At 64.3% G+C, this 24,823-nt stretch carries 21 protein-coding genes; 12 read left to right on the forward strand and 9 right to left on the reverse strand.

Features of this window, described 5'->3' with window-relative positions; translation table 11 throughout:
• Positions 1–35: 35 nt before the first annotated feature.
• The gene (locus NCT32_RS04095) at positions 36–218 is read right to left on the reverse strand and encodes a rubredoxin (protein WP_061120587.1); all 183 of its coding nucleotides are present in this window, start codon (positions 216–218) and stop codon (positions 36–38) included.
• Between the two features lie 249 nt (positions 219–467).
• Here NCT32_RS04095 and NCT32_RS04100 point away from each other — a divergent pair, with 249 nt between their 5' ends.
• From NCT32_RS04100 to NCT32_RS04120, 5 genes are all read left to right on the forward strand, one after another.
• Entirely contained in the window at positions 468–875 is a 408-nt protein-coding gene (locus tag NCT32_RS04100) for a DUF4399 domain-containing protein (protein ID WP_061120640.1), read from the forward strand.
• Between the two features lie 201 nt (positions 876–1,076).
• Positions 1,077–3,011, forward strand: coding sequence for an ATP-binding cassette domain-containing protein (locus tag NCT32_RS04105; protein WP_061120586.1), 1,935 nt, complete (start codon positions 1,077–1,079; stop codon positions 3,009–3,011).
• Between the two features lie 280 nt (positions 3,012–3,291).
• Positions 3,292–5,271, forward strand: a complete 1,980-nt coding sequence (locus NCT32_RS04110; protein ID WP_061120639.1) for a DNA topoisomerase IV subunit B — start codon at positions 3,292–3,294, stop codon at positions 5,269–5,271.
• A gap of 38 nt (positions 5,272–5,309) precedes the next feature.
• The gene (parC, locus tag NCT32_RS04115; RefSeq protein ID WP_061120585.1) at positions 5,310–7,628 is read left to right on the forward strand and encodes a DNA topoisomerase IV subunit A; all 2,319 of its coding nucleotides are present in this window, start codon (positions 5,310–5,312) and stop codon (positions 7,626–7,628) included.
• Positions 7,629–8,030: 402 nt separating this feature from the next.
• A complete protein-coding gene (locus tag NCT32_RS04120) occupies positions 8,031–8,489 on the forward strand; it encodes a CopD family protein (protein ID WP_061120584.1) in 459 nt (152 codons plus the stop codon).
• A gap of 1 nt (position 8,490) precedes the next feature.
• Here the strand turns inward: NCT32_RS04120 and NCT32_RS04125 are convergent, their stop codons facing one another.
• The 6 genes from NCT32_RS04125 to NCT32_RS04150 form a co-directional block, all read right to left on the reverse strand.
• Entirely contained in the window at positions 8,491–10,920 is a 2,430-nt protein-coding gene (locus NCT32_RS04125) for an EAL domain-containing protein (protein WP_061120583.1), read from the reverse strand.
• 455 nt (positions 10,921–11,375) lie between these two features.
• A complete protein-coding gene (locus tag NCT32_RS04130) occupies positions 11,376–12,266 on the reverse strand; it encodes a PhzF family phenazine biosynthesis protein (protein ID WP_061120582.1) in 891 nt (296 codons plus the stop codon).
• A gap of 84 nt (positions 12,267–12,350) precedes the next feature.
• On the reverse strand, positions 12,351–12,812 hold the full coding sequence (locus tag NCT32_RS04135; RefSeq protein ID WP_061120581.1) for a RidA family protein: 462 nt from the start codon (positions 12,810–12,812) through the stop codon (positions 12,351–12,353).
• A 56-nt stretch (positions 12,813–12,868) separates the two neighbouring features.
• The gene (locus NCT32_RS04140) at positions 12,869–14,065 is read right to left on the reverse strand and encodes a PLP-dependent aminotransferase family protein (RefSeq protein ID WP_061120580.1); all 1,197 of its coding nucleotides are present in this window, start codon (positions 14,063–14,065) and stop codon (positions 12,869–12,871) included.
• Between the two features lie 103 nt (positions 14,066–14,168).
• Positions 14,169–15,110, reverse strand: coding sequence for a DMT family transporter (locus NCT32_RS04145; RefSeq protein WP_061120579.1), 942 nt, complete (start codon positions 15,108–15,110; stop codon positions 14,169–14,171).
• Between the two features lie 33 nt (positions 15,111–15,143).
• Positions 15,144–15,947 (reverse strand): VOC family protein, encoded by an 804-nt coding sequence (locus NCT32_RS04150; RefSeq protein WP_061120578.1) that lies wholly within the window; start codon positions 15,945–15,947, stop codon positions 15,144–15,146.
• Positions 15,948–16,125: 178 nt separating this feature from the next.
• Between NCT32_RS04150 and NCT32_RS04155 the strand changes: the two genes are divergently transcribed.
• Positions 16,126–17,589, forward strand: coding sequence for a PLP-dependent aminotransferase family protein (locus NCT32_RS04155; protein ID WP_061120577.1), 1,464 nt, complete (start codon positions 16,126–16,128; stop codon positions 17,587–17,589).
• Here NCT32_RS04155 and NCT32_RS04160 read toward each other — a convergent pair.
• Positions 17,586–18,080, reverse strand: coding sequence for a hypothetical protein (locus NCT32_RS04160; protein WP_061120576.1), 495 nt, complete (start codon positions 18,078–18,080; stop codon positions 17,586–17,588). The two genes, NCT32_RS04155 and NCT32_RS04160, sit on opposite strands and share 4 nt — an antisense overlap.
• A gap of 220 nt (positions 18,081–18,300) precedes the next feature.
• Between NCT32_RS04160 and htpG the strand changes: the two genes are divergently transcribed.
• The gene (gene htpG, locus NCT32_RS04165; RefSeq protein WP_250489923.1) at positions 18,301–20,205 is read left to right on the forward strand and encodes a molecular chaperone HtpG; all 1,905 of its coding nucleotides are present in this window, start codon (positions 18,301–18,303) and stop codon (positions 20,203–20,205) included.
• A 54-nt stretch (positions 20,206–20,259) separates the two neighbouring features.
• On the opposite strand, the gene NCT32_RS04170 is transcribed toward htpG, so the two are convergent.
• Positions 20,260–20,673: a hypothetical protein gene (locus tag NCT32_RS04170; protein ID WP_250489924.1), complete on the reverse strand. Its 414-nt coding sequence runs from the start codon at positions 20,671–20,673 to the stop codon at positions 20,260–20,262.
• On the opposite strand from NCT32_RS04170, the gene NCT32_RS04175 reads away from it, so the two are divergent.
• From NCT32_RS04175 to mctP, 5 genes are all read left to right on the forward strand, one after another.
• Positions 20,666–21,307, forward strand: coding sequence for a chorismate lyase (locus NCT32_RS04175; RefSeq protein ID WP_061120573.1), 642 nt, complete (start codon positions 20,666–20,668; stop codon positions 21,305–21,307). The genes NCT32_RS04170 and NCT32_RS04175 overlap by 8 nt on opposite strands.
• Positions 21,304–21,786, forward strand: coding sequence for a DNA-deoxyinosine glycosylase (locus NCT32_RS04180; protein WP_061120572.1), 483 nt, complete (start codon positions 21,304–21,306; stop codon positions 21,784–21,786). Before NCT32_RS04175 ends, NCT32_RS04180 begins: the two co-directional genes overlap by 4 nt.
• Positions 21,783–22,685: a hypothetical protein gene (locus tag NCT32_RS04185; protein ID WP_061120571.1), complete on the forward strand. Its 903-nt coding sequence runs from the start codon at positions 21,783–21,785 to the stop codon at positions 22,683–22,685. The genes NCT32_RS04180 and NCT32_RS04185 overlap by 4 nt, the downstream gene beginning before the upstream one ends.
• A gap of 224 nt (positions 22,686–22,909) precedes the next feature.
• Complete coding sequence (locus NCT32_RS04190) at positions 22,910–23,158, forward strand: DUF3311 domain-containing protein (protein ID WP_008350708.1); 249 nt, start codon at positions 22,910–22,912, stop codon at positions 23,156–23,158.
• A complete protein-coding gene (gene mctP / locus NCT32_RS04195) occupies positions 23,158–24,708 on the forward strand; it encodes a monocarboxylate uptake permease MctP (protein WP_061120638.1) in 1,551 nt (516 codons plus the stop codon). Before NCT32_RS04190 ends, mctP begins: the two co-directional genes overlap by 1 nt.
• The last annotated feature ends 115 nt before the right edge of the window (positions 24,709–24,823 follow it).

The raw sequence follows: 24,823 nt of genomic DNA on the forward strand, positions 1-24,823 counted from the left end.
TAACGAAACTGCCGCCTGAAAAGCGGCAATCCGGATCAGAACTCGACGACGACGAAGTCGGCCTTGCCCACGTCGCACAACGGGCAGCGCCAGTCGGCGGGAATGTCGTCGAAACGGGTGCCGGCGGGAATGCCTTCGTCCGGCAGACCTTCTTCCTCGTTATAGATCCAGCCGCAAATCAGGCAGACCCAGCTCTTGAATTCGATGACTTCGCTCACGACAGACTCTTGATTCGAAAGAAATAAACGGACGCGTGCGCTCGAAGACGATGCGCGGCGCGGCGACCCGGCATCTTACAGGAATCGGCGCGATCGTCCCCGGCCCGGGCCGTGAAACGCGACGCCCCGCCGCATCGCACCGTCCACAGGATGGTCCCGATTACGGCGATCCGAAAGCCCGGTGTATGCTTTTTGAGTCTGCGGCGCCGCTTTCGCGCCAGCGACCGGTTTCACAACATGGAGAAAACGATGAACAAAAAGGTCTTGGGTGCGATGCTGACGGGCGCGATCGTGCTCGCGCAATACGCCGGCGCGGCGCATGCGCAGGCGCGCGTCTATTTCATCGAGCCGAAGGATGGCGCGACCGTCACGAGCCCCGTGCACGTGAGGTTTGGCGTCGATGGCATGTCGATCGCGCCGGCGGGCACGATGACCGACGGCACCGGCCATCACCATCTGCTGATCGATAGCAAGCCGCTGCCGAAGGGCACCGTGATTCCGGCGAACGATACGTCGCTGCATTTCGGCAAGGGCCAGACCGAAGCCGATGTGAAGCTGCCGCCCGGCGATCACACGCTGACGATGCAGTTCGGCGACGGCGCGCACCGTTCCTATGGGCCGGAAATGAGCCAGTCGATCAAGGTGCATGTGAAGTAACGCGTTTTTCGGTTCGAGACGAGGGAAGGCCGCCGCGGATCGGGAATCCGGGCGGCCTTCCTGTTTTTGGGCCGCGAACCCTCATCCGTTCGGCCTAAGCCGCGTGCGTCGCGCGTTGTCGGGCGCGGCGCCCGGTACAATGGCCGCTTCCATCGGTTGTCGGCTTCGTCACCGATTCTTCGCCATTCATCCGGTTTTCCCATGTCGCTTTATTCCATTTCGGACGCGCAGCTCGCGTTCGGCCACGTCGCATTGCTCGACCACGCCGACTTCTCGCTCGAAGCGGGCGAGCGTGTCGGGCTGATCGGCCGCAACGGTGCGGGCAAGTCGTCGCTCCTCAAGATCGTCGCGGGGCTCGCCGCGCCCGACGACGGCCTCGTCACGCGTCAGAGCGAGCTCACGACCGTCTACGTGCCGCAGGAGCCCGAGTTCGATCTCGACGCCTCCGTGTTCGATGTCGTCGCCTCCGGCCTGACCGATGCGCGCGCACTGCTCGACGAGTACGACGCCGTCGCGCACGCGCTCGCCGACACGCCCGAAGGCGCCGAGCACGACGCGTTGCTCGCGCGCATGAACGCGCTGCAATCGGCGCTCGATATGCGCGATGCGTGGAACTGGCGCACGCGTGTCGCAACCACGCTCGCGCAAATCGGCCTCGACGGCGACGCGCGCGCGGGCGACCTGTCCGGCGGCATGAAAAAGCGTGTGGCGCTGGCGCGTGCGCTCGTCGTGCAGCCTGATGTGCTGCTGCTCGACGAGCCGACCAACCATCTCGACTTCGACGGCATTCGCTGGCTGGAAGAGTTGCTCGTCACGTTGCGCACCGGGTTGCTTTTCATCACGCACGATCGCGCGTTTCTCGATCGCGTGGCGACGCGCATCGTCGAGCTGGATCGCGGGCGTCTGCTGTCTTATCCGGGCAATTTCAGCGCGTATCAGACGAGGAAGGCGCAGCAACTCGAGGTCGAAAAAGTCGAGCAGGAAAAATTCGACAAGTTGCTCGCGCAAGAAGAAGTGTGGATTCGCAAGGGCGTCGAGGCGCGGCGCACGCGCAGCGTCGGGCGCATCGCGCGGCTCGTGGAAATGCGCAATGAGCGCGCCGAGCGCCGCAATGTGCAGGGCAACGTGAAGCTCGATGTCGGCCAGGGCGAGAAGTCCGGCAAGATCGTCGCGGAACTGACTGACGTGACGAAACGCTACGGCGAGCGCACGATCGTCGACCGCTTCACGGCCACCGTGATGCGCGGCGACAAGATCGGTCTCGTCGGCCCGAACGGCGCCGGCAAGACGACACTGCTGAAGCTCATGCTCGGCGAGTTGCAGCCCGACGAAGGCCGCGTGCGCATCGGCACCAACATTCAGGTCGCGTACTTCGATCAGATGCGCGCGCAACTCGACCTCGACAAATCGCTCGCCGACACCATCAGCCCCGGCAGCGAATGGGTGGAAGTGAACGGCGTGAAGAAGCACGTGATGAGTTATCTCGGCGACTTCCTGTTCGCGCCGGAGCGCGCGCGTTCGCCGGTGCGCTCGCTTTCGGGCGGCGAGCGCAATCGCCTGTTGCTCGCGCGACTGTTCGCGCGGCCCGCGAACGTGCTCGTGCTCGACGAACCGACCAACGACCTCGACATTCCCACGCTCGAACTGCTCGAAGAACTGCTCGCGGATTACGACGGCACCGTGTTGCTCGTGAGCCACGACCGCGCGTTTCTCGACAACGTCGTGACCTCGGTGTTCGCCGCGGAGGGCGGCGGCCTGTGGCGCGAGTATGTCGGCGGCTTCTCCGACTGGCAGATTCAGCGCGAACGTTCGGCGCGTATCGCGGAAGAAGCGGCGCGTCAGACGGCCAAGGAAGCGCCGAAGGACGACACGCCGAAGGAAAGCGCGGCAGGCCGCAACGCGCAGCGCACGGTCAAGCTGTCGTTCAAGGAACAGCGCGAGCTCGAAGCACTGCCGGCGCGCGTCGCCGAGCTGGAGGATGAGCAGAAGGCGATCGGTGCGCAGCTCGAAGACGGCTCGATCTTCGCCAGGGATGCGAAGGAAGGCGCGCGGCTGTCGGAGCGCCACGCGGCGATCGAAGAGGAATTGCTCGTCGCGCTCGAGCGCTGGGAAGAGCTGGAAGCAAAGCGCAAGTAGGCGCTTCGGCGGCCGCGCATGACACGCGTTTTATCGGTCCGAGGTGGGCGCGGCGGGCGAAAACCGCTATTCTCCTAGCGCGGCTCGGATCGGCGGGCGGTTTTCCGCCTCCCGCACCGGCATCCGGCCAGGCATTTTCATCTAGCATTCGCCGGCACATCGGGCGTCACGTTGTGGCATTTCCCGCGAGAACGCTCGAGAGCCGGATCAACGTTCAACTATGTCCACGAAAAAATCCAGCGCAATGGCGACAGGTACTGAACGCGGCAAGCGCCTCGTCATGAACGCCAAGGCAGCCGGCTACAGCGAAGCATCGATCAAGGTGCTCAAGGGGCTGGAGCCGGTCAAGCAGCGGCCCGGCATGTACACGCGCACCGAGAATCCGCTGCACATCATTCAGGAAGTGATCGACAACGCCTCCGACGAAGCGCTCGGCGGTTACGGCAAGCAGATCATCGTCACGCTGCACAACGATAATTCCGTCTCCGTCGAGGACGATGGCCGCGGCATTCCCTTCGGCCTGCATCCGGAAGAAGGCGTGCCGGTCGTCGAGATCGTGTTCACGCGGCTGCATGCGGGCGGCAAATTCGACAAGGCCGCGGGCGGCGCCTACACCTTCTCGGGCGGTCTGCACGGCGTCGGCGTTTCGGTGACGAACGCGCTCGCGACGCGCCTCGAAGTGACGGTCTGGCGCGACAACAAGGTCGCGCAACTCGCGTTTTCCAACGGCGACGTCATCGAAGAACTCACGACGCGCCCAGCGGAGCGCGGCGCCAAGAAAAGCGGCACACGCGTGCGTGCCTGGCCGAACCCGAAGTACTTCGATTCCGCCAATCTGCCGCTCGGCGAATTGCAGCGTCTCTTGCGCTCGAAGGCCGTGCTGCTGCCGGGCGTCGAAGTGGTGCTGGTCGTCGAGAAGACGGGCGAGCGTCAGACGTGGAAATATGAAGATGGTCTGCGCGGCTATCTGCTCGAAGGCATGGGCGGCAGCGAACTGCTGATTCCGTTGTTCGAAGGCGAGCGCTATGCGGAAAGCTCGCGCAACACCGAGGAAACCTTCGCGGAAGGCGAGGGCGCGTCGTGGGTCGTCGCGTGGAGCGAGGAAGGGCCGCTCTTGCGCGAATCGTATGTGAACCTGATTCCGACGCCGGCGGGCGGCACGCATGAATCCGGCCTGCGCGATGGCCTTTTTCAGGCGGTGAAGAATTTCGTCGAGATTCATAACCTGCAGCCCAAAGGCGTGAAGCTGCTCGCGGAAGACGTGTTCGCGCGCGTGTCGTTCGTGCTGTCGGCGAAGGTGCTCGATCCGCAATTCCAAGGGCAGATCAAGGAGCGTCTCAATAGCCGCGATGCGGTGAAGCTCGTGTCGTCGTTCTCGCGGCCTGCGCTCGAGCTATGGCTGAACCAGCACGTCGAGTACGGGAAGAAGCTCGCGGAGCTCGTGATCCGTCAGGCGCAGGCCCGCACGCGCGCCGGCCAGAAGATCGAGAAGAAGAAGAGCTCGGGCGTCGCCGTGTTGCCGGGCAAGCTCACGGATTGCGAATCGACGGATATCGCGCGCAACGAGCTTTTTCTCGTCGAGGGCGATTCGGCGGGCGGGTCCGCGAAAATGGGCCGCGACAAGGAGTTTCAGGCGATTCTCCCGCTGCGCGGCAAGGTGCTGAACACGTGGGAAACGGAACGCGACCGTCTTTTCGCGAACAACGAAGTGCATGACATCGCCGTCGCGATCGGTGTCGATCCGCATGGCCCCGACGACCAGATCGATCTGTCGAATCTGCGCTACGGCAAGATCTGCATCCTCTCGGACGCGGACGTCGACGGCGCGCACATTCAGGTGCTGCTGCTCACGCTCTTCTTCAAGCACTTCCCGCAACTCATCGAACGCGGCCATGTGTGTGTCGCGCGTCCGCCGCTCTTTCGCGTCGATGCGCCCGCGCGCGGCAAGAAGCCTGCGCAGAAACTCTATGCGCTCGACGAGGGCGAGCTCGAAGCCATCCTCGACAAACTGCGCAAGGACGGCGTGCGGGACACGGCGTGGACCATCAGCCGCTTCAAGGGCCTCGGCGAAATGAGCGCAGAGCAGCTCTGGGACACGACGATGAACCCGGACACGCGCCGCCTGCTGCCGGTCGGCCTCGGCGATCTCGGCTTCGACCTCACCGTCTCGCGCATGACGATGCTGATGGGCAAGGGCGAAGCGGCCTCGCGCCGAAGCTGGCTCGAAGAGAAGGGCAACGAAGTCGAAGCGGACATTTGAGCTCGACTTGAGCAACGCATAACGGATATCGATATTCGATGGGAATCACAGACGATCTCTTCGCCGAACAGACCGCACCGGACGGCGAACAACTGACGCTCGGCGATTACGCCGAGCGCGCCTATCTCGACTACGCGGTGAGCGTGGTGAAGGGCCGCGCGCTGCCCGATGTCTGCGACGGACAAAAGCCCGTGCAGCGCCGCATTCTTTACGCGATGAGCGAGATGGGCCTCGCGTCCAACGCGAAGCCGGTGAAGTCGGCGCGCGTGGTGGGCGACGTGCTGGGCAAGTATCACCCGCACGGCGACCAATCCGCGTACGACGCGCTCGTGCGCCTCGCGCAGGACTTCTCGATGCGCTATCCGCTCATCGACGGGCAGGGCAACTTCGGCTCGCGCGACGGCGACGGCGCGGCGGCCATGCGCTACACGGAAGCGCGCCTGACGCCGATCGCGCGCCTGCTCCTCGATGAAATCGATCAGGGCACGGTCGATTTCATGCCGAACTACGACGGCTCGTTCGAAGAGCCGAAGCTCTTGCCTGCGCGCTTGCCGTTCCTGTTGCTGAACGGCGCATCGGGCATCGCGGTGGGGCTCGCGACGGAAATCCCGTCGCACAATCTGCGCGAAGTGGCGCAGACCGCCGTCGCGATGATCCGTGACCCGAAGATCGGCCACGCGGGTCTGATGGAGAAATTGCCCGGACCCGATTTCCCCGGCGGCGGGCAGATCATCTCGTCGCCCGCGGAAATCTCGACGGCGTACGAGACCGGTCGCGGCAGCCTGAAGGTGCGCGCGCGCTGGAAGATCGAAGACATGGCGCGCGGCCAGTGGCAGGTCGTCATCACGGAATTGCCGCCGGGCGTGTCGAGCCAGAAGGTGCTCGAGGAAATCGAGGAACTCACCAACCCGAAGATCAAGCTCGGCAAGAAGACGCTCACGCCCGAGCAGGTCCAGACCAAGCAGTCGATGCTAGCCCTGCTCGACGCCGTGCGCGACGAGTCCGGCAAGGACGCGCCGGTTCGTCTAGTGTTCGAGCCCAAGTCGAGCCGCATCGATCAGACGGAGTTCGTCAACTCGCTGCTCGCGCATACGAGCCTCGAATCGAACGCGACGATCAACCTCGTGATGATCGGCGCGGACGGCAGACCGCGGCAGAAGGGCATCGTCGAGATCCTGCACGAGTGGATCGGATTTCGCTTCGTGACGGTGACGCGGCGCACGCAGCATCGCCTCGGCAAGGTCAACGACCGCATCCATATTCTCGAAGGGCGGATGATCGTCTTCCTGAATATCGATGAAGTCATTCGCATCATCCGGGAATCGGAGGAGCCGAAGCAGGCGCTTATCGCGCGCTTCAATCTCTCGGACCGCCAGGCCGAAGACATCCTCGAAATTCGTCTGCGTCAGTTGGCGCGGCTGGAAGCGATCAAGATCGAACAGGAGCTGTCCGACTTGCGCGACGAAAAGACCAAGCTCGAAGAGCTGCTCAACAGCGATGCCGCGATGAAGCGCGTGCTCATCAAGGAAATCGAAGCCGACGCGAAGCAATTCGGCGACGATCGCCGCACGCTCATCCAGCAGGAAAAGCGTGCGACGTTCGAGGCGCGCGTCGTCGACGAGCCGGTGACGGTCGTCGTCTCGCAGAAGGGCTGGGTGCGCGCGCTGAAGGGCCACGGACTCGATCCGGCGGGATTCACGTTCAAGCAGGGCGACGGACTCTATGCGGCATTCCAGGCGCGCACGCCGGATTCGCTGGTCGCGTGGGGCAGCAAGGGGCGCGTGTATTCGGTGCCGGTCTCGGCGTTGCCGGGCGGGCGCGGTGACGGCGTGCCCGTGACGTCGCTGATCGAGCTCGAGTCGGGCACGCATCTGCTGCACTATTTCGCGGCGAATGCGGAGCAGCAGTTGTTGCTGGCGTCGAGCAATGGCTTCGGCTTCGTTGCAAAGCTCGGCGACATGGTGAGCCGTCAGAAAGCTGGCAAGGCGTTCATGACGATCGACGACGGTGCGGCTCCGCTCGCGCCGATGCCTGTCATCCCCGGGGCGACGCTTGTCGGGTGTCTGTCGAGTGCGGGCAAGCTGCTCGTCTTCGGCATGGACGAGATGAAGACGCTGTCGGGCGGCGGTCGCGGCGTCATCCTGATGGGCCTCGACGCGAAGGAAACGCTGCGCCAGGCGCTCGCGTTCGATGCGCGCGGCGTGATGATGATCGGCACCGGGCGCGGCGGCAAGCCGAAGGACGAGAAGCTCAGCGGGTCGCAATTGCAACTGCATCTCGGCAAGCGCGCGAGGAAGGGGCGCGCGCCGGATTCGTCGTTGAAGGTGACGGAGTTGAGGCCGGTGTTCGAGGGATAAAAGTCCCGGTCGGGCGTCCCTCCAGTTTGTTTGCTGCGTACCTTGAAAGCCCGCTTCGTGCGGGCTTTCTCGCATCCGCCGATCGGTCCGCCGCGGCGCTCGACGAACGCGGGACGAGTGGAGGTTGTTTTCGCCGCATGACCATCTTTGATTTCGCGAATTCAGGTTTGCAAACGTTCCGATGACGGTAGCGAGCATCATCGGAATGATCGCGCGTCGCATCATTAATATCCGAACGCGGGAACTCGCTGCGCGGCTCGCATTCTTAGTGTTCTGGGTTTGACCGGCCAGTCTCGCCATGTAGCAGCAATATTCAATCTTCAGCGAGAGTCGGCTGGTGTGCGCCTCGGCTTTTACACCGCAACCCGTCCATCACGTTTTGAACTGCATCCGGAATCCCCAATGAACAAAGCCATCGAAGCGGCGCTCTTTCTGCATTTACTCGGCGTAGCCGTTTGGATAGGCGGCATGGTCTTCGCCCACTTCTGCCTGCGCCCCGCGCTCGGTGATCTCACGCCGCAAATGCGTCTGCCGCTTTGGGAGTCGGTCTTCGCACGTTTTTTCAACTGGGTCGGCGCCTCGGTGCTCGTGATCCTGCTCACCGGCGGCTTCCTGCTCATGGAATTCGGCGGCGGTCACGCGGTGTGGCCATTGCATGCGATGGCCGGCCTCGGCATCGTGATGATGCTGATCTTCGGTCATATCCGCTTCGGGGTGTTCCCGCGCATCCGGCGGGCGGTGCAGGCGCAGAACTGGCCCGATGGCGCCCGCGCCGTCGCCACGGTGCGGCGGCTCGTCGTGATCAATCTGGTGCTGGGTGTGGTGACGATTGGAACGGCCGTTCTCTCGCGCGGGTTCTGAGTCAGCCGCCGCGCGCATCCGTCAGCGCGGTGCTCGACTCCTGGCCCGCATCCATGCGCGAGCGCGGCGACTGTCCACGCGGCCATCCGCACACGCCGAAGCGATCGAGCAGCGCCTGCACGCCATCCGCCGGCACCGGGCGTGAGAACAGGAAGCCTTGCGCTTCCACCGGCCCGAGCGCCGCAAGCCACGTGATCTGCTCTTCCCGTTCGGTTCCTTCGACGACCACCGTGAGCCCCAGCGAGCGCGCCAGGTTGATGATCGCCGACACCATGACGCACACGCTGCGGTCTTCGGGAATCGCCTGGACGAACGAGCGATCCACCTTGAGCGTATCGACCGAAAAGCGATTCAGATACGACAACGACGAATAGCCGGTGCCGAAGTCATCGAGCGCGATGCGCACGCCCAGCCGCTTCAACGCGACAATCTTCTCCTGCACGAGCTCCGGGTACTCGACCATCACCGTTTCGGTGATTTCGAGTTCGAGCTTGTCGGGCGGAATACCGCTCGACTCGATCGCGCGCGCGACCGTCTCCAGCAAGTCGCCGCGCCAGAACTGCACGGCCGAGATGTTCACGGCGAGCGACAGTCCGTTATAACCATCGCGCTGCCACTGCGCGAGCTGCATGCACGCGGTGTAGATCACGAAATCGCCGACTGCGACGATCAGCCCGGTCGATTCAGCCACCGGAATGAACTCGTTCGCAGGAATGAGTCCGTGCTGCGGATGATTCCAGCGCACGAGCGCCTCGAAGCCGGTAATGCACCGGCGCGTGAGATCGATCTTCGGCTGATAGACGAGGAAGAGTTGCTGCTCGGTCAGGGCGACGCGCAGTTGCTGCTCCCACTTCATCAGATGATCCGCGCGATGCGACAGTTGCGGCGAATAGAATTGATAGCAGTTCCGGCCCGCGTCCTTCGCGCTGTACATCGCGAGATCCGCCTTCTTCAGCAGATCGATCTCGCTTTCGTTCGGCACCGAAAAGAGCGCAATGCCGATGCTCGCATGCAGCACGAACGCGCTGCCGCGCACGTCGAACGGCGTGGCGAACATCGTCGAGATATCGTTCGCGAGCGTGACGGCGCGCTGTTCGACGTCATCGCCCTTCACGACGACCACGAACTCGTCGCCGCCGATGCGCGAGAGCGCGCCGCTTTGACCGACCGTCTCCGCAAGCCGCGACGCGGTCATCTGCAGAACGATATCGCCTGCATTGTGGCCGAGCGTGTCGTTGACAGTCTTGAAGTTGTCGAGGTCGATGAAGAGCAGCGCGAGCCGGCCGATGTTCTCCGGTTGCGCCACTTCCCGCCTGAGCGCGCGCAGCGTCGAGTAGCGGTTGCGCAGGCCCGTCAGCAGATCGAATTCGACGAGATGCGTCATCTCGCGCTCGCGTCCGAGCAGCTTGCCGATGAGGCCCGTCGCCACCGCGAAGAAGCCGAGCATCGCGAGCGAAATGAAGCTCGCCATCAGCAGATAGACATTGCGCGTGTGGTTGTAGTCGATCATCTCCTCGCGCTCGGAGAGACCGACGAGCACGCCGAGCGGATAGCCGTCGATATGCCGGTACGACACGATGCGCTTCACCTGATCGATCGGATCGACGTAGATGCCGGATGCGTGGTCCGTCGTCGGATAGACGCCGCTCGCGCTGAAGGCGGCGTGCGTGCGGTCGGCCGGGCCGTTGTGCGCGTTGCTTTTCGTGGCGGAGCTGGCCGCCGCGCTCTCGGCGAGACTGCCGCCCGTGCTGCGCGCGAGCACCGAGCCGTTATCCGATACGACGGCGATCACGCCTTCGCGACCGATCGACGCGACATTGTAGAAATCGCTCGTGAAATAGGCCGGATCCTCAGATACGACCACGACGCCCGCGAACGAGCCGTCCGGATGATTGAGCCGCCGCGTGATCTGCAACGTCCACAGGCCCGACACGCGGCCGCGCACCGGGCGGCTGATGTACAGCAGGTCGTCGTTCGAATGGGCGTGGACCTTGTAGTGCTCGCGATCGGACAGGTCGATCGGCTTCGGATGAGGATCGGACGTATTGGCGATGAGCGTGCCGTATTCGTCGATCAGCGAGACCTGCACGAGCGTGTCGCTCTGCACGACGCCTTTCTCGACCGTGGCGATCAGATCGAAGTTGTCGGGCGACTTCTCGTACTCGTATTTGACGAAGCGGGTGATCTGGTCGACCTGATGGATCGCCTTGATGGTGTGCTGCTCGAGCGCCGACGAGAGGATGGCGGCGGAGGCCATCGATTCGTGTGTCGTCGCTTCGCGCTCGACGGAGAGCCGGGCGAATATCACCGCCCACAGCAGCACCAGCACGAAGGTGCCGAGCACGGGAATCGCGAGGAGCGCGCGCCGACGCCGCGCCGACGGCGCGCCGAAGAGGGTGTCGGAAAAAGCGTGAGAGCGCGTGCGCTTCATGGGGCGTCCGTCGGCGCTTTATTTCGTAGCGCGTGGCGTGCTGCGAACTGCGCGAGATGGATGAAGCGATGCATGTTTTGAGGCGTTCGGCCGAAACGAGTGACTATACCGTGCGCGGCGCGCGGCGGATGATCGGCGGCTTGTTTCTCCGAGACCCGATCCACGTCCGTATTCACGCAAGGAGGTAGCGCAACGGCCGTTCGGCGAGCGGTTCTTCGCAGCGGCGCCCGAAGCCCGACATGAGCGAGACGGCGAGCCTTCGGTGTCGTCAAGAGCATACGTTTGCGCTGCGGCGCAAGCGGTTCACACTCGCGACGCCCGTCTTTCGCCGATGTGGAAACCGCGATTGCGTTCTGATCCCCGATTGTTCAGATATTAGCGAAGCCTCGAAGATTAAGAAAGGGGCGCCGCTTGGGGGTATACGCGCGCCTCCCGGCAGCGCGTAGGTCATTGTTTCAGATGCAGAATGTGCCGTCGATCACAGTTACCGAGCAGCCGCCGATCCAGATCGGTGCGCCGTCCTCCTGGTCGCTGTATGCGATGCTCACGCGGCCATCCCGCCCGAGCGCGGTGCCCTGTCGCACGGTGTATGACACGCCGGGCCGCTTTCCTTGTTGGGTCAGAAGCGTCGCGAGCGCCGCGTTCGCGCTGCCCGTCACCGGATCTTCGATGTTTTCCGCGCCCAGCAGAATCACGCGCAGTTCGAAGGTCGCGGGTCCATCGGCGTCGTGCGGCCCGTACACGGCGATGCCGTGCGTGCCCACTTCCGCGACGAGCGGCTGCAACGATTCACGCGCGCGGCCGTCCAGCGACAGCGCGAGACATTGCGCCGCGTCCTTCACGCGCACGACGAGCCACGGCGCGCCATTGTCGACCGCGGCGGGTGGCGCGCTGAAATCGATTACCGCGGGCGAGAGCGCATCGGCGAGGCGCTCGTTCTGAGCGGCGCTGAGCGGCGCGATGGTCGCGGGGGGTGCAGCGAACGCCCACTCGCCGTTGTCGCGCTCGGCGAGCATGACGAGCCCGACGCCGCATTCCTGCACGAGCCTGCCGGGTGTCTTCGGCGTGTAGCCGCTGTCGATGAGCGCGTGCGCGCTGCCGAGCGTCGGATGCCCGGCGAAGGGCAGTTCGACCGCCGTCGTGAAAATGCGCACGCGATAGTCGGCGCGCGGATCGGTCGGCGGCATCAAAAACGCCGTCTCGGACAGATTGGTCCAGCGCGCGATTTCCTGCATGCGTTGCGCAGAAAGGCCTTCGGCGTCGAAGATCACGGCGAGCGGATTGCCCTTGAAGGGAACCGGCGAGAAGACGTCGACCTGCTTGAACTGGACGGTGCGTGAGGACATGAATGTTGTCGGTTCGGTCGGTTCATAGAAAAACCCGACGGCCTGAGCGCGTCGGGTTTCGCTAACGGGCGACGGGAGACGCCTTTATGCGACTTCCGCGATCAACTCGATCTCGACGCACGCGCCGAGCGGAATCTGCGCCACGCCGAACGCCGAGCGCGCATGCTTGCCCGCATCGCCGAAGACTTCTGCAATGAGTTCCGACGCGCCGTTCGTGACGATGTGCTGCTCGGTGAAGTCGAACGTCGAATTCACGAGGCTCATCACCTTGACGATGCGCTTCACCTTGTTCAGATCGCCGACGTGCGCGTGCAGGGTCGCGATCAGGTCGATGGCGACGCTGCGCGCCGCGGCCTTGCCTTCTTCTGTCGTGATGTTGTCGCCGAGCTTGCCGACATGCACCTTGCCGTCCTTCTTCGCGATGTGCCCGGAGAGATACACGGTGTTGCCGCTCTGCGCGCTCATCACATAGGCGGCGGCGGGTGCGCCCGCCGCGGGCAGTTCGATGCCGAGTTCCTTCAGCTTGTCGTACACGTTGGATGCCATCGGTTGCTCCTTGTAACTGGAAACTGGATGAAAAGGGCGCGGTCGCGCCCGGAGAGTCAGACGCTCGCGCGAATCAGCGCGCCGAGCCTTGCCACGCCTTCGTCGATCGTCGCGGGGGGAACCGTCACGAACGAGAGACGCAGCGTATTGTGCTGGGCCTCGTTCGCGAAGAACGGGCCGCCCGGCACGAAGGCCACATTCTGCGCGATCGCCTGCTCGAGCAGCTTCATCGAGTCGATATGCTGCGGCAACTTCACCCACACGAACATGCCGCCTTCCGGCCGGTTCCATTCGACGCCGGCGGGCATGTGGCATTCCAGCGCGCGGAGCATCGCCTCGCACTGGTCGCGATAGAGCGCGCGGATGGTCGGCACGTGCTGATCGAGGAAGCCGTCCTTGACCACTTCGTAGACGATGCGCTGCGTGAGGCTCGGCGTGTGCAGATCGGTCGCCTGCTTCGCCTGCACCAGTTTGAAGTGCAATTCCTCGGGCGCGATGATGTAGCCCACGCGCAGGCCCGGCGCCAGCACTTTCGAGAACGAGCCGAGATGCACGACATGCTCGGGCGCCATCGAGAGGAGCGTCGGCAGCGGGGCGCCGGCGTAGTCGAGCGCGCCGTAGGGATCATCCTCGATCACCGGGAACGACGCACGCTGCGCGAACGCGGCGAGCGCGCGGCGGCGCTCGAGCGGCAGGCGGCGGCCCGTCGGGTTCTGGAAGTTCGGCTGCGCGTAGAGCAGGCGCGCGTTGGCGGTGAGCGCGGCGTCGAGTGCTTCGGGGATCAGGCCGGATTCGTCGGTCGGCACCTGCACGTAATGCGGCTCGAAGAGCGAAAACGACTGCAGCGCGCCGAGATACGTCGGCGTTTCGACGAGCACGCGGCTGCCCGGATCGACGAGCGTCTTGCCGAGCAGATCGAGCGCTTGCTGCGAGCCGGTCGTGATGAGCACCTGCGTCGGGCGGACATGCGCGCCGTTCACCGAATAGCGCGCCGCGACCCATTCGCGCAACGGCATGTAGCCTTCGGTCGCGCTGTACTGGAGCGCGGCGGCGGGCTGATCGCGCAGGATGCGTTCCGAGGCGTGGCGCATTTCCTCGACGGGAAACGTCGCGGGCGAGGGCAGGCCGCCCGCGAATGAAATGACTTCCGGCCGCTCCGTGACCTTCAGGATTTCGCGAATCGCCGAACTGGTGAGCTTGCGTGCGCGTTCGGAGAGTTGCCACGGCGTGGCGCGGAGATCGGCTTGGTTCATGAAGGGCCTCGACTGTCTCGGGAATAATGTCTCTCGCGGCGTGGGCCGCGAATCGTTGAATCTGGGCTTAAGAACGGCAATCCGCAATTATCGCGCGAGTGCGTCATCTTGCGTGCGTCGTGCCCGCCGCGACGACCGCCGCTTGCGGCGCGGGACGCACGGCTGTCCTGCGGCCGAGCACGACGGTCACGATGACGGCGGCCGCATACAGCCAGGTCGACGTGCTCACGTGCTCGCCGAAGAAGAGCGCGGAAAACGCCATCGTGAAGAAGATCTGCAGCAGTTGCACTTGCCCGACGCGCGCGATGCCGCCCATCGCGAGTCCTGCGTACCACGCGAAGAAGCCGATGAATTGCGAGAACAGCGTGACATAGCCGAACGCGAGCCACGTCTTGAGCGCGAGCGGTTCGGGATGCGCCGCATGGCTTCCGAACAACTGCGCCCACGCGAGCCAGCCGACCGGCAGCAACAGGAACGGTGCGCAGAGCACGAGCGCCCAGCAGATCACCTGCCAGCCGCCCATCTGACGCGCGAGCCGCGCACCTTCCGCGTAACCGAGCGCGCCGATGCCGACCGCGACGAGCATCAGCAGATCGCCGACCTGCAGGCCGCCCCCGCCCGCCTGCAACGCGAACGCGACGACGATCGCGCTGCCCGCCACCGCGCTCACCCAGAACGCCTTCGACGGCCGCTCGTGCGAGAGCCACGCGGCATAGATGGCGACGCACAGCGGTTGCAGGCCGTTCACGACCGCGCCGTGCGACGCGGGCACGGTCTTCATGGCCCATGCCGAAAAAACCGGAAACGCGATGATCACGCCGAGCGCGACCACGGCGAGGCTCTTGACCTGCGGCCAGGACGGCAGCTTTTCCCGCCGCCACACGAGCAGCGCGGCGGCCGGAATCGCCGCGACGAGCGCGCGCCCAAGCCCGTTCAGCAGCGGATGCACCTCCGCGACGACGATGCGTGTCATCGGCAGCGTCAGGCTGAAAATGACGACGCCGATCAGGCCGAGCAGCATGCCTTCGGTTTCGCGGGTTTTCATCGTGCGGTGTCTCCTCGTTTGTCCGATGCGCGTTCAGTCGAGTTGCGGTGGTGCTTCCGGTTCGTCCGGCGTATCTGTCTTCCTTGCGCGCCGGCGCTTCGACGCCTGCCGCGCGGCTTCCTCGCGCGCCTGCGCCTGTTCCGCCGATTCACCCAGCGTGAGCGTCGATCCGTCCGGCAGATCGAACTGCGCAACGAGCGCCGGCGCGCCCGTCGTCGGCTCGACGTGCATCAAATGCGCCGCGCCGAGCCACGCGAGCTGCTCCGACACCGCTTGCGCCTGTGGATGGAAGCCCGTCAGCGTTCGCAGCGCGATGCCCGTTTCAGCAAGTGCGTCGCTCGGATGGCGCGGCGTGTCCCACTGGATCAGCGACGGCAGCACGCCGTCCCCCGCGCCGTGCCACGCCGGAAACGCGCCGTCGTCGGGCACCGTCAGGCCCCACGTATTGCCGGCGCGCGACATGGCCGCGACGGGCGGGATGCGCCCGGGATACTGCTCACGCCAGCGCACCAGCGACTTCGGACGATCGACGCGCGCGACCCAGTGCACGAGTTGCGGGCCGTGGTCCGCGAGACGACGCTGCATCGCGGGGTCGTCAAGCGCGAAAAGGCGTGGCCTTGGCGATTCGACGCTCGCCGCCGCCGATGGATCGATCGCGATCACTTCGAGATACGCGCCGCCCCACAGATTCAGCAGCCGGTTGTGCGTGCGCATCAGCGGGTGCGCGCCGCCGGCCGCCGTCTCGACGCCGAATGTGGCGGTGACGAACTGCGCGCCTTCTTCCAGCGTGCGTGCGGCGATCACCAGGTGATCGAGTTTGAGTCGATGATCGGTCATGACGGGCAGTGCGATGAACAGGGGCCGACAGCATAACGCTTTACTTCTCGCGCGCCGGACCGCCGAAAGCAAAATGTAGCCGCTATCACCGTAACAGTAACGGTACAATCGGCCCAAGACTATTCGGTACAGTTCTTTCCCGGCTCACAGCCGCGCTTGCCGTTCAACGGAGGCTCGCATGTCCGTTCCGCTCGACCAGATTCCCGCCCCGCACGACGCCGCGCAACTCACGCTCGTCGACCAGCTGGTGCAATGGGGCCGCCGCCGCATTGACGAGCGCGTGTTCCGGCCCGGCATGCGCATGCCGTCGATCCGCAAGCTCGCGCTCGACAAGGGCGTGTCGCGTTTCACGGTCGTCGAGGCCTACGAGCGGCTCGTCGCCCACGGCTATCTCGACTCGCGGCGGGGGTCGGGCTTCTACGTGCGAGAGCGCGTCGCGCCCACGCTCGTCGCGAAAGGCGAGGCGCCGGCCGCCGCGGCGGAGCGCGAGCCGGTGCAAAACACCATCGACGTGGTCTGGCTGCTGCGCAACATGCTGCACACGTCGAGCCCGGAGAAAGGGCCGGGCCTCGGCTATTTGCCGGGACGCTGGCTCGATGGCGAACTGATCACCAACGCGCTTCGCTCGCTCTCGCGCCAGAGCGGCGCGCAGATGCTCGGCTTCGGCACGCCGCAAGGTTTTCTGCCGCTGCGCCAGCAGTTGCAGACGCGGCTCGAAGAGCTGGAGATCGGCGCATCGGCGGCGCGGCAGATCGTGCTCGTGTCGGGGATCACGCAGGCGATCGACCTCATCTCGCGTCTGTATGTGAAGCCCGGCGACGCGGTGATCGTCGGCGATCCGGCGTGGTTCCAGATGTTCGGGCGCTTCGCGTCGCAGGGCGCGCGGCTCGTCGGCATGCCGTACACGCCCGAGGGCCCCGATCTCGACGCGCTGGAAACGCTCGTCGCGACCTGGCGGCCGAAGATGCTGATCATCAATTCCGTTTTGCAGAATCCGACCGGCACGTCGCTCACGGCGGCGCAGGCGTTCCGGATTCTTCAGCTCGCGCAGGAATACGATTTCATCGTCGTCGAGGACGATGTATACGGCGATCTGTGCCCGGCGGGTTTTCCCGCGACGCGCCTCGCATCCCTCGATCAGCTGAAACGCGTGATCTTCCTCGGCAGTTTCTCGAAGACGCTCGCGGCCAATCTGCGCGTCGGCTATATCGCGGCGGCGCCCGAGGTGGCGAAGGCGCTCGCCGATCAGAAGATGCTCGTCGGCATGACGAGCCCGGAAATCAACGAACGCGTGGTCTACAAGGTGCTGACCGAAGGGCACTACCGGCGCCACGTCGAACGGCTGCGCGCGCGGCTCGACGGCGTGCGCGACAAGACCGCGCGCATGCTGGAAAAGACCGGTTTGAAGCTCTTTGCGACGCCCGCGGCGGGCATGTTCCTGTGGGCGGACGCGGGTGTCGATTCCGATGGCCTGGCGGCGGCGGGTCACGAAGCGGGCTTTCTGCTGACGCCCGGCAGCCTGTTCTCGCCCCACCAGTCGCCGACGACGTGGATGCGCTTCAACATCGCCAATTGCGGCGACCCGGCGCTGCCCGGTCTCTTGTCGAGCTGTCTGGAGAAGGCCGCGCGACGCAGCGCCTAGCGGCCGCGTCCGGGCAGATTGCGGCGCTCTGCGGGCGCGCGGATGAAGTCCGCGAGCACGGTTTCATAGAGCGCGAGCGCGCCGGGTATATGCCGGTAGCGATGCTCGTATAACCGGTTTTGCCCGTCGCAGAACTTCAGCGCGAAATAATCCGCGAGCAGGTTGCCTTGCGCTTCCATGTTGTAATCGCAGAGTCGCTTGCCGTCGGCGAGCGTGTACGCATACGTCAAGCCGATGCGGATCGCGCCGCGCAGCCGCACCGGATAACCGAGCTGAAACTGCCAGACGTGCGTCATCTCGTGAATGAACCACATGCGATCCGAGAGGTCGCAGGCGGAGAAGTCGTCCTGAAAACAGCCGCGCGGGAAATAGAGGTTGCCGTTGGGCGCCATCGCCGTGCGGTGCGGTTGCAGGCCGAACGGAAGATAGCCGCATGCGTAGACCTTGACCGTCGCGTAGTCGATCGCATCGCCGAACACTACCCGCGCCATCTGCGCCTCGTGGCGTGAAAGAGGCCGGGCGTGGCGGTCGTGACGGCGCAGGAAGGACATCGCGGTGACGGAGTGATCGGTCGTTCGGGAAACGCATCTTATCCGGACTCGCCGCTCTTGAAAAATGCCGGGCCGCCCTTATATCCGGCGAATTGACCGCGCGGCGAGTGCGCGCGGCCGACTTCATCGCACTAACGAAATCAACACAGAGGACCCGACCATGGCGCAAGAAACCATGAGCTTTCAGGCAGAAGTAAAGCAGCTTCTGCACCTGATGATCCATTCGCTCTACAGCAACAAGGAAATTTTCCTGCGCGAGCTGATTTCCAACGCATCCGATGCTGCCGACAAGCTGCGCTTCGAAGCCATCGAGAACAGCGCGCTCTACGAAAACGATCCGGACCTGCGCATCCGCGTGTCGTTCGACAAGGCCGCGCGCACCATCACCATCGATGACAACGGCATCGGCATGAGCCGCGAGGAAGCGATTTCCCATCTCGGCACGATCGCGCGCTCGGGCACCAAGGAGTTCTTTTCGAAGCTCTCCGGCGACCAGCAGAAGGACGCGGCGCTCATCGGCCAGTTCGGCGTCGGCTTCTATTCGGGCTTCATCGTCGCGGACAATATCACCGTCGAGACGCGCCGCGCCGGCTTGCCGGCGAACGAGGGCGTGCGCTGGACGAGCGCGGGCGAAGGCGATTTCGAAGTCGAGGACATCGAGCGCGCGCAACGCGGCACGACCATCACGCTGCATCTGCGCGCCGACGAGGACGAGTTGCTGTCGTCGCACCGGCTCAAGTCGATCATCCAGAAGTACTCGGATCACGTCGCGCTGCCCATTCTGATGAAGAAGGAAGAGTGGGATGCCGAGAAAGGCGAGATGGTCACGAAGGACGAGGACGAGACGGTCAACCAGGCGAGCGCGCTCTGGACGCGTCCGAAGAACGACATCAGCGACGATCAGTACAAGCAGTTCTATCAGCACATCTCGCACGATCACGACGATCCGCTCGCGTGGACGCACAACCGCGTCGAAGGCCGCAGCGAGTACACGCAACTGCTGTACGTGCCCAAGCACGCGCCGTTCGATCTGTGGAACCGCGAGCATCGCGGCGGGCTGAAGCTCTACGTGAAGCGCGTGTTCATCATGGACGATGCCGAGCAACTGCTGCCCGCGTATCTGCGCTTTGTGAAGGGTGTGGTCGATTCGGCCGATCTGCCGCTCAACGTGTCGCGCGAAATCCTGCAGGAAAGCCGGGACGTGAAGGCGATTCGCGAAGGCGTGACCAAGCGCGTGCTGTCGATGCTCGAGGAGATCGCATCGTCCTCCGCCGAAGCGACCGAAGAAGCGGACAAGCAGAAGTACGCGACCTTCTGGAACGAGTTCGGGCAGGTGCTGAAGGAAGGCATCGGCGAGGATTTCAGCAATCGCGAGCGCATCGCGAAGCTGGTGCGATTCGCATCGACGCATAACGATAGCGACGCGCAGAACGTGTCGCTCGCCGATTACGTCGCGCGCATGAAGCCCGAGCAGACGAAGATCTACTACGTCACCGCCGATAGCTGGCAAGCCGCGAAGAACAGCCCGCATCTCGAAGTGTTCCGCAAGAAGGGCGTCGAGGTCCTACTGCTGACGGATCGCGTCGACGAGTGGATGCTGTCGTTCCTCAATGAGTTCGATGGCAAGCCGCTCGCGAGCGTGGCGCGCGGCGACCTCGATCTCGGCGCGCTCGACGACGAGGAAAAGCAGCAGCAGGAGAAGGTCGGCGAGGAAATGAAGCCGCTCGTCGAGAAGATGAAGGAAGCGCTCGAAGGCAAGGCGAAGGACGTGCGTCTCACGTTCCGCCTCACCGATTCGCCGAGTTGTCTCGTCGCCGATGAAGGCGACATGAGCGGCTACCTGCAGCGCATGCTCAAGGCAGCGGGGCAGAAAGCGCCGCAAGCGGAGCCCATTCTCGAAGTGAATCCCGAGCATCCGCTGGTGAAGGCGTTGAATGCGGACAGCGCCAATTTCGTCGACTGGTGCCATCTGCTCTTCGATCAGGCGTTGCTTGCAGAAGGCGGCGCGCTCGAGGATCCGGCGAGCTTCGTCAAGCGCACGAATGCGCTGCTGCTCGCGCGATAAGTTTGCTCGAACGCTGTCGATGACCGCGCCGCCGGGAAACCGGCGGCGCGTTTCTTATTTGGGCTTGCGTTCCTTGCTGGATTGCGCAAGAACTGAGGCAGCCAGCGCCTTGGTTTCTGCCGAGTACTTGTTGCTGTGAAGCACTTCGCTCGCCTTGTGTTCCATCGCGGCGCCCGTTTGCCTTTTGGTGTGTGACTGCGACAAGGCTGACGCGGCGAGGCTTTTCTTGATGGTCGATGCCTTCGGGTTATGCAGCGTCTCCGCCGCGAGGTGCGCAACTTTCTTCGATGTCTGTTTCTTGTTTTCCGACATTCGCTGTCCTCTCAATGATTTGTCAATGTTCGCTCGGGGCGCGCGGCCGGCCGTCACGCGCGCGTGAGCGGACACTGAGTTTCGTTCTGTCGGCACGTCGGCTCCATACGAATCGTCCGAAGCGGTGGACGATCCTATAATTGCCGGCATGCTCACGCCCAACGATCCCATCGATGCGCACTGGCGCATCATCCCGCTTTCATCGCTCACCGACGCACAAAAGGACTGGCTCACACGCGGCGGTTCGCTCACCGCGCATCTGCGCACGCTTGGCGCGGTGACGGTCGAAGTCACGCGCGAAGCCGTCGACATGCCCTGGCAGGATGAAGTGCGCGCGCTCGGGCTAACGCCGCGCACCCCGGTGTGGGTGCGCGAAGTCGCGCTGAAAGTCGATGGCGCGCCGTTCGTCGTCGCGCACAGCGTGGTGCCTCTATCGCACAGCACGGGCGTATGGCAATCGATGCGCCGCCTGCGCACGCGGCCACTCGCCGAACTGCTGTATAGCGATAGCAGCGTGTCGCGTTCGGCGCTGGCGAGCCGAAGAATCACCGCGCGGCATCCGCTTCATCGACTCGCATCGGCGCAATCGAATGAACGGGCGCATTCGCTCGTCGCGCGCCGTTCGGTGTTCAAACGTCACGACGCGCCGCTGATGGTCACCGAATGCATGCTCGATGCGCTCTGGAGCAAGCTCGCCACCATGCACGGCCCGCATAGGCGCGAACATGCCCGCTCCTATGATCACCTGAGCTCGCATGCGAAGCGCGTCGCGCACGGCGAGGCAAAATGAAGCTTGCAGGCTTTGCGCCCATCGGCGATGAAGGCACGCACACGCTCATCCTCGGCAGTTTTCCGGGCGTCGCATCGCTCGCGGCGACGCAGTACTACGCGCATCCGCGCAATCAATTCTGGCGGCTGGTCGGCGCAGCGATCGGCGAGGACTTGCACGCACTCGCCTATGACGATCGTATCGCGCGTCTCGTCGCGCACGGCATCGGTTTATGGGACGTGCTCGCCGCATGCGAGCGCGAAGGCAGCCTCGACGCGGCGATCCGCAACGCATCGCCCAATGATTTCGCGGTGTTTCACACGCGTTTTCCGGCGTTGCGCAAGGTGTGCTTCAACGGCAAGACCTCGGGCAAGTTCGCGCCCGTGCTGAGCGCCGCCGGCTACGCGACGCTCGTGCTGCCGTCGTCGAGCGCGGCCAATGCTATCCTCTCGTTCGATCAAAAATTGCGCATCTGGCGCGACATTCTCTCCACACAATGACGAATCTCATCAAACGTGCGTCGGCAGAAGCGCGCGCGTTCGGCCGTAAAAAAGACGACAACAAATCGAAGCGCAGGCGCGCCGACGACGATCGCGACGATCTCGCGAACGCGCCGCGCATCGAGGCGCCCCGCAAGCCGCGCTTCGCCCCCGTGACGTTCTCGGAAGAGGGCGGCGTGCGCTACCTGCACTTCGGCACCGAATGGGTGCAAGGCGCGATGCGCCTGAAGAAGCCGGATCACATCGAACTCGAATACGCGCAGCAGATGATGGCGTGGCTGCTCTTCGTCGGGACGCCCGAGCGCATCGTGCAACTCGGGCTCGGTGCCGCGGCGCTCACGAAGTTCTGCTATCGCTTTCTGAAGCCGGCGAACGTGGAAGCCGTCGAACTGAATCCCGCGGTCGTCATCGCCGCGCGCGCGATGTTCGAGCTGCCCTACGACGACGCGCGCCTCACCGTCACCGAACGCGACGCCTGGGAGTTCGTCAACGATCGCGGGAATCACGGCACGATCGGCGCGTTGCAGATCGATCTGTACGACGCCACCGCGCGCGGCCCCGTGCTCGACAGCGTCTCGTTCTATCGCGCTTGCCGCGCGTGTCTCACGCCGGAAGCGGGCGTCGTCACGATCAATCTGTTCGGCGATCATCCGAGCTTCGTGCGCAACATGCGTCATCTGAACGAGGCGTTCGATCATCGCGTGATCGCGCTGCCCGAAGTGCATGACGGCAATCGCGTCGCGATCGCGTTCGCCGGTCCCGCACTCGACGTTTCGTTCGACGCGCTCGACGCGCGCGCGAAGCTCATCGAGGCGCAGCTCGGCTTGCCCGCGCGCAAGTGGGTGAAGGGTCTCGCGCAAAGCGCAGGCGTCGCCACGAGCGGCTCATTCTCGATCTGATTGACGCAGCGCAAGCAGCGGGGGCCGGAACGAGGGTTTCGGCCTATTTACAAGAAGCTTTCAAATCAGCGGAATAGTCGGGAATCCCCCTGCTTGACCGTGTTTTAAGGGTCCATATACTCCCTCTGTTATTTCGGGGCGCTTTCAGCGGCGTGTCTACCCGACAACCGGCATCCCGCCGGGCTCGCAATAACGACGCGAAACAAAACAAGAGGAGACCGTTCATGGCTCACGAAGCTACGACCGGCACTGGACAACCGCGCAACAAGCATTGGCTTTGGCTTCTGATCCTTCCGTGGATCGGTGTGGTATGGGTGCCGTTTTACAACAAGATCGAGCCCGTTCTTTGGGGCTTTCCGTACTTCTACTGGTATCAGCTCTTGTGGGTGCTGATCAGCGCGGTCATCACCGCCGTCGTCTATAAGAAGACGAAGGCGCTGCCCTCGGGACGAAAGAACGGAGGTGCGCGATGATGAACGCCACCGCAACCTTCGTCTTCGTTCTCTTCTTCGTCGGCGTCACGATTCTCGGCTTCATCGCCGCGCACTGGCGTAAGGGCGATCTCGCCCAGCTCGACGAATGGGGCCTCGGCGGGCGCCGTTTCGGCACCATCGTCACGTGGTTCCTGCTCGGCGGCGATCTGTACACCGCCTATACGTTCGTCGCGGTGCCGGCGCTCGTGTTCGGCGCGGGCGCGACGGGCTTCTTCGCGTTGCCGTACACCATCCTCATCTATCCGTTCGCGTTCGTCGTGTTTCCGAAGCTCTGGAGCATCGCGAAGCGTCACGGCTATGTGACCGCCGCCGACTTCGTGCACGCGCGCTACAACAGCCGCATGCTCGCGCTCGCCGTCGCGGTGACGGGCATCGTCGCGACGATGCCGTACATCGCGCTGCAGCTCGTCGGCATCGAAGTGGTGATCGGCGCGCTCGGGTTCTCGACGCAAGGCTTCGTCGGCGATCTGCCGCTCATCATCGCGTTCGCCATTCTCGCCGCGTACACGTACACGTCGGGCCTGCGCGCGCCCGCGATGATCGCGGTGGTGAAGGACGTGCTGATCTACATCACGATCATCGCCGCAATGATCGTGATTCCGGCGCAGCTCGGCGGCTTCGGCCATATCTTCAGCGTCGTGCCGCCCGAGAAGCTGCTCCTGAAAGCGCCCGATGCCGCGAGCCTGAACGGCTACAGCGCGTACGCGACGCTCGCGGTCGGCTCCGCGCTCGCGCTCTTCCTGTACCCGCACTCGGTGACGGCGATTCTCTCGTCGAACTCCGGCAACACGATCCGCCGCAACATGTCGCTACTGCCGGCATACTCGCTCGTGCTCGGCCTGCTCGCGCTGCTCGGCTACATGGCGCTGGCATCGGGCGTGAAGGACATGCCCGAGTACGCGTCGTACTTCAAGGCATATGGCGCGAACTTCGCGGTGCCGGCGCTTTTCCTGCACTACTTCCCGTCGTGGTTCGTGGGCGTTGCGTTCGCGGCGATCGGCATTGGCGCGCTGGTTCCGGCGGCGATCATGTCGATCGCGGCGGCGAACCTCTACACGCGCAATGTGCATCGCGAGTTCGTCAATACGTCGATGACGCCGGAGCAGGAAACGAACGTCGCGAAGCTCGTGTCGCTGATCGTGAAGATCGGCGCGGTGGTCTTCATTCTCGCGCTGCCGCTGACCTACGCGATCCAGTTGCAACTGCTCGGCGGCATCTGGATCATCCAGACGCTGCCCGCGCTCGTGCTCGGCCTCTATACGCGGGTGCTCGATCATCGCGGCTTGCTGCTCGGCTGGGCGGTGGGCATCGGCGTCGGCACGTGGATGGCCGTGTCGCTGCAACTGAAGGGCTCGATCTACCCGCTGCATCTGTTCGGCTATGTCGTGCCGGGCTATGCGGCGGTGTGGGCGCTGATCGCGAATCTGATCGTCTCGATCGTCGTGAGCCTGCTCGTGCGCGTGCTGGGCCTCAAGCGCTCGGACGACCGCACGCGTCCGGAAGACTATCTGGATATCGTGGAAGGCTGATTCCGACCGATCGCGCACGCGCACGTGCCCGGCGCGGCGCGCGAAAAGCTGGTAAAACGCCCGTAACAGCCATCCGGCCGTTACGGGCGTTTCGTTTTCCGGCAGCCTTTGTTCG

Origin of the sequence: Caballeronia sp. INML2 (assembly GCF_023631365.1) — a bacterium.
In the GTDB taxonomy this organism is placed as follows: domain Bacteria; phylum Pseudomonadota; class Gammaproteobacteria; order Burkholderiales; family Burkholderiaceae; genus Caballeronia; species Caballeronia turbans.

Bases quoted from the DNA above. Each gene is read 5' to 3' on its own strand.
- NCT32_RS04100 (WP_061120640.1), top strand. From the start codon at position 468: ATGAACAAAAAGGTCTTGGGTGCGATGCTGACGGGCGCGATCGTGCTC.
- NCT32_RS04105 (WP_061120586.1), top strand. From the start codon at position 1,077: ATGTCGCTTTATTCCATTTCGGACGCGCAGCTCGCGTTCGGCCACGTC.
- NCT32_RS04110 (WP_061120639.1), top strand. From the start codon at position 3,292: ATGAACGCCAAGGCAGCCGGCTACAGCGAAGCATCGATCAAGGTGCTC.
- parC (WP_061120585.1), top strand. From the start codon at position 5,310: ATGGGAATCACAGACGATCTCTTCGCCGAACAGACCGCACCGGACGGC.
- NCT32_RS04120 (WP_061120584.1), top strand. From the start codon at position 8,031: ATGAACAAAGCCATCGAAGCGGCGCTCTTTCTGCATTTACTCGGCGTA.
- NCT32_RS04125 (WP_061120583.1), bottom strand. From the start codon at position 10,920: ATGAAGCGCACGCGCTCTCACGCTTTTTCCGACACCCTCTTCGGCGCG.
- NCT32_RS04130 (WP_061120582.1), bottom strand. From the start codon at position 12,266: ATGTCCTCACGCACCGTCCAGTTCAAGCAGGTCGACGTCTTCTCGCCG.
- NCT32_RS04135 (WP_061120581.1), bottom strand. From the start codon at position 12,812: ATGGCATCCAACGTGTACGACAAGCTGAAGGAACTCGGCATCGAACTG.
- NCT32_RS04140 (WP_061120580.1), bottom strand. From the start codon at position 14,065: ATGAACCAAGCCGATCTCCGCGCCACGCCGTGGCAACTCTCCGAACGC.
- NCT32_RS04145 (WP_061120579.1), bottom strand. From the start codon at position 15,110: ATGAAAACCCGCGAAACCGAAGGCATGCTGCTCGGCCTGATCGGCGTC.
- NCT32_RS04150 (WP_061120578.1), bottom strand. From the start codon at position 15,947: ATGACCGATCATCGACTCAAACTCGATCACCTGGTGATCGCCGCACGC.
- NCT32_RS04155 (WP_061120577.1), top strand. From the start codon at position 16,126: ATGTCCGTTCCGCTCGACCAGATTCCCGCCCCGCACGACGCCGCGCAA.
- NCT32_RS04160 (WP_061120576.1), bottom strand. From the start codon at position 18,080: ATGGCGCGGGTAGTGTTCGGCGATGCGATCGACTACGCGACGGTCAAG.
- htpG (WP_250489923.1), top strand. From the start codon at position 18,301: ATGGCGCAAGAAACCATGAGCTTTCAGGCAGAAGTAAAGCAGCTTCTG.
- NCT32_RS04175 (WP_061120573.1), top strand. From the start codon at position 20,666: ATGCTCACGCCCAACGATCCCATCGATGCGCACTGGCGCATCATCCCG.
- NCT32_RS04180 (WP_061120572.1), top strand. From the start codon at position 21,304: ATGAAGCTTGCAGGCTTTGCGCCCATCGGCGATGAAGGCACGCACACG.
- NCT32_RS04185 (WP_061120571.1), top strand. From the start codon at position 21,783: ATGACGAATCTCATCAAACGTGCGTCGGCAGAAGCGCGCGCGTTCGGC.
- NCT32_RS04190 (WP_008350708.1), top strand. From the start codon at position 22,910: ATGGCTCACGAAGCTACGACCGGCACTGGACAACCGCGCAACAAGCAT.
- mctP (WP_061120638.1), top strand. From the start codon at position 23,158: ATGAACGCCACCGCAACCTTCGTCTTCGTTCTCTTCTTCGTCGGCGTC.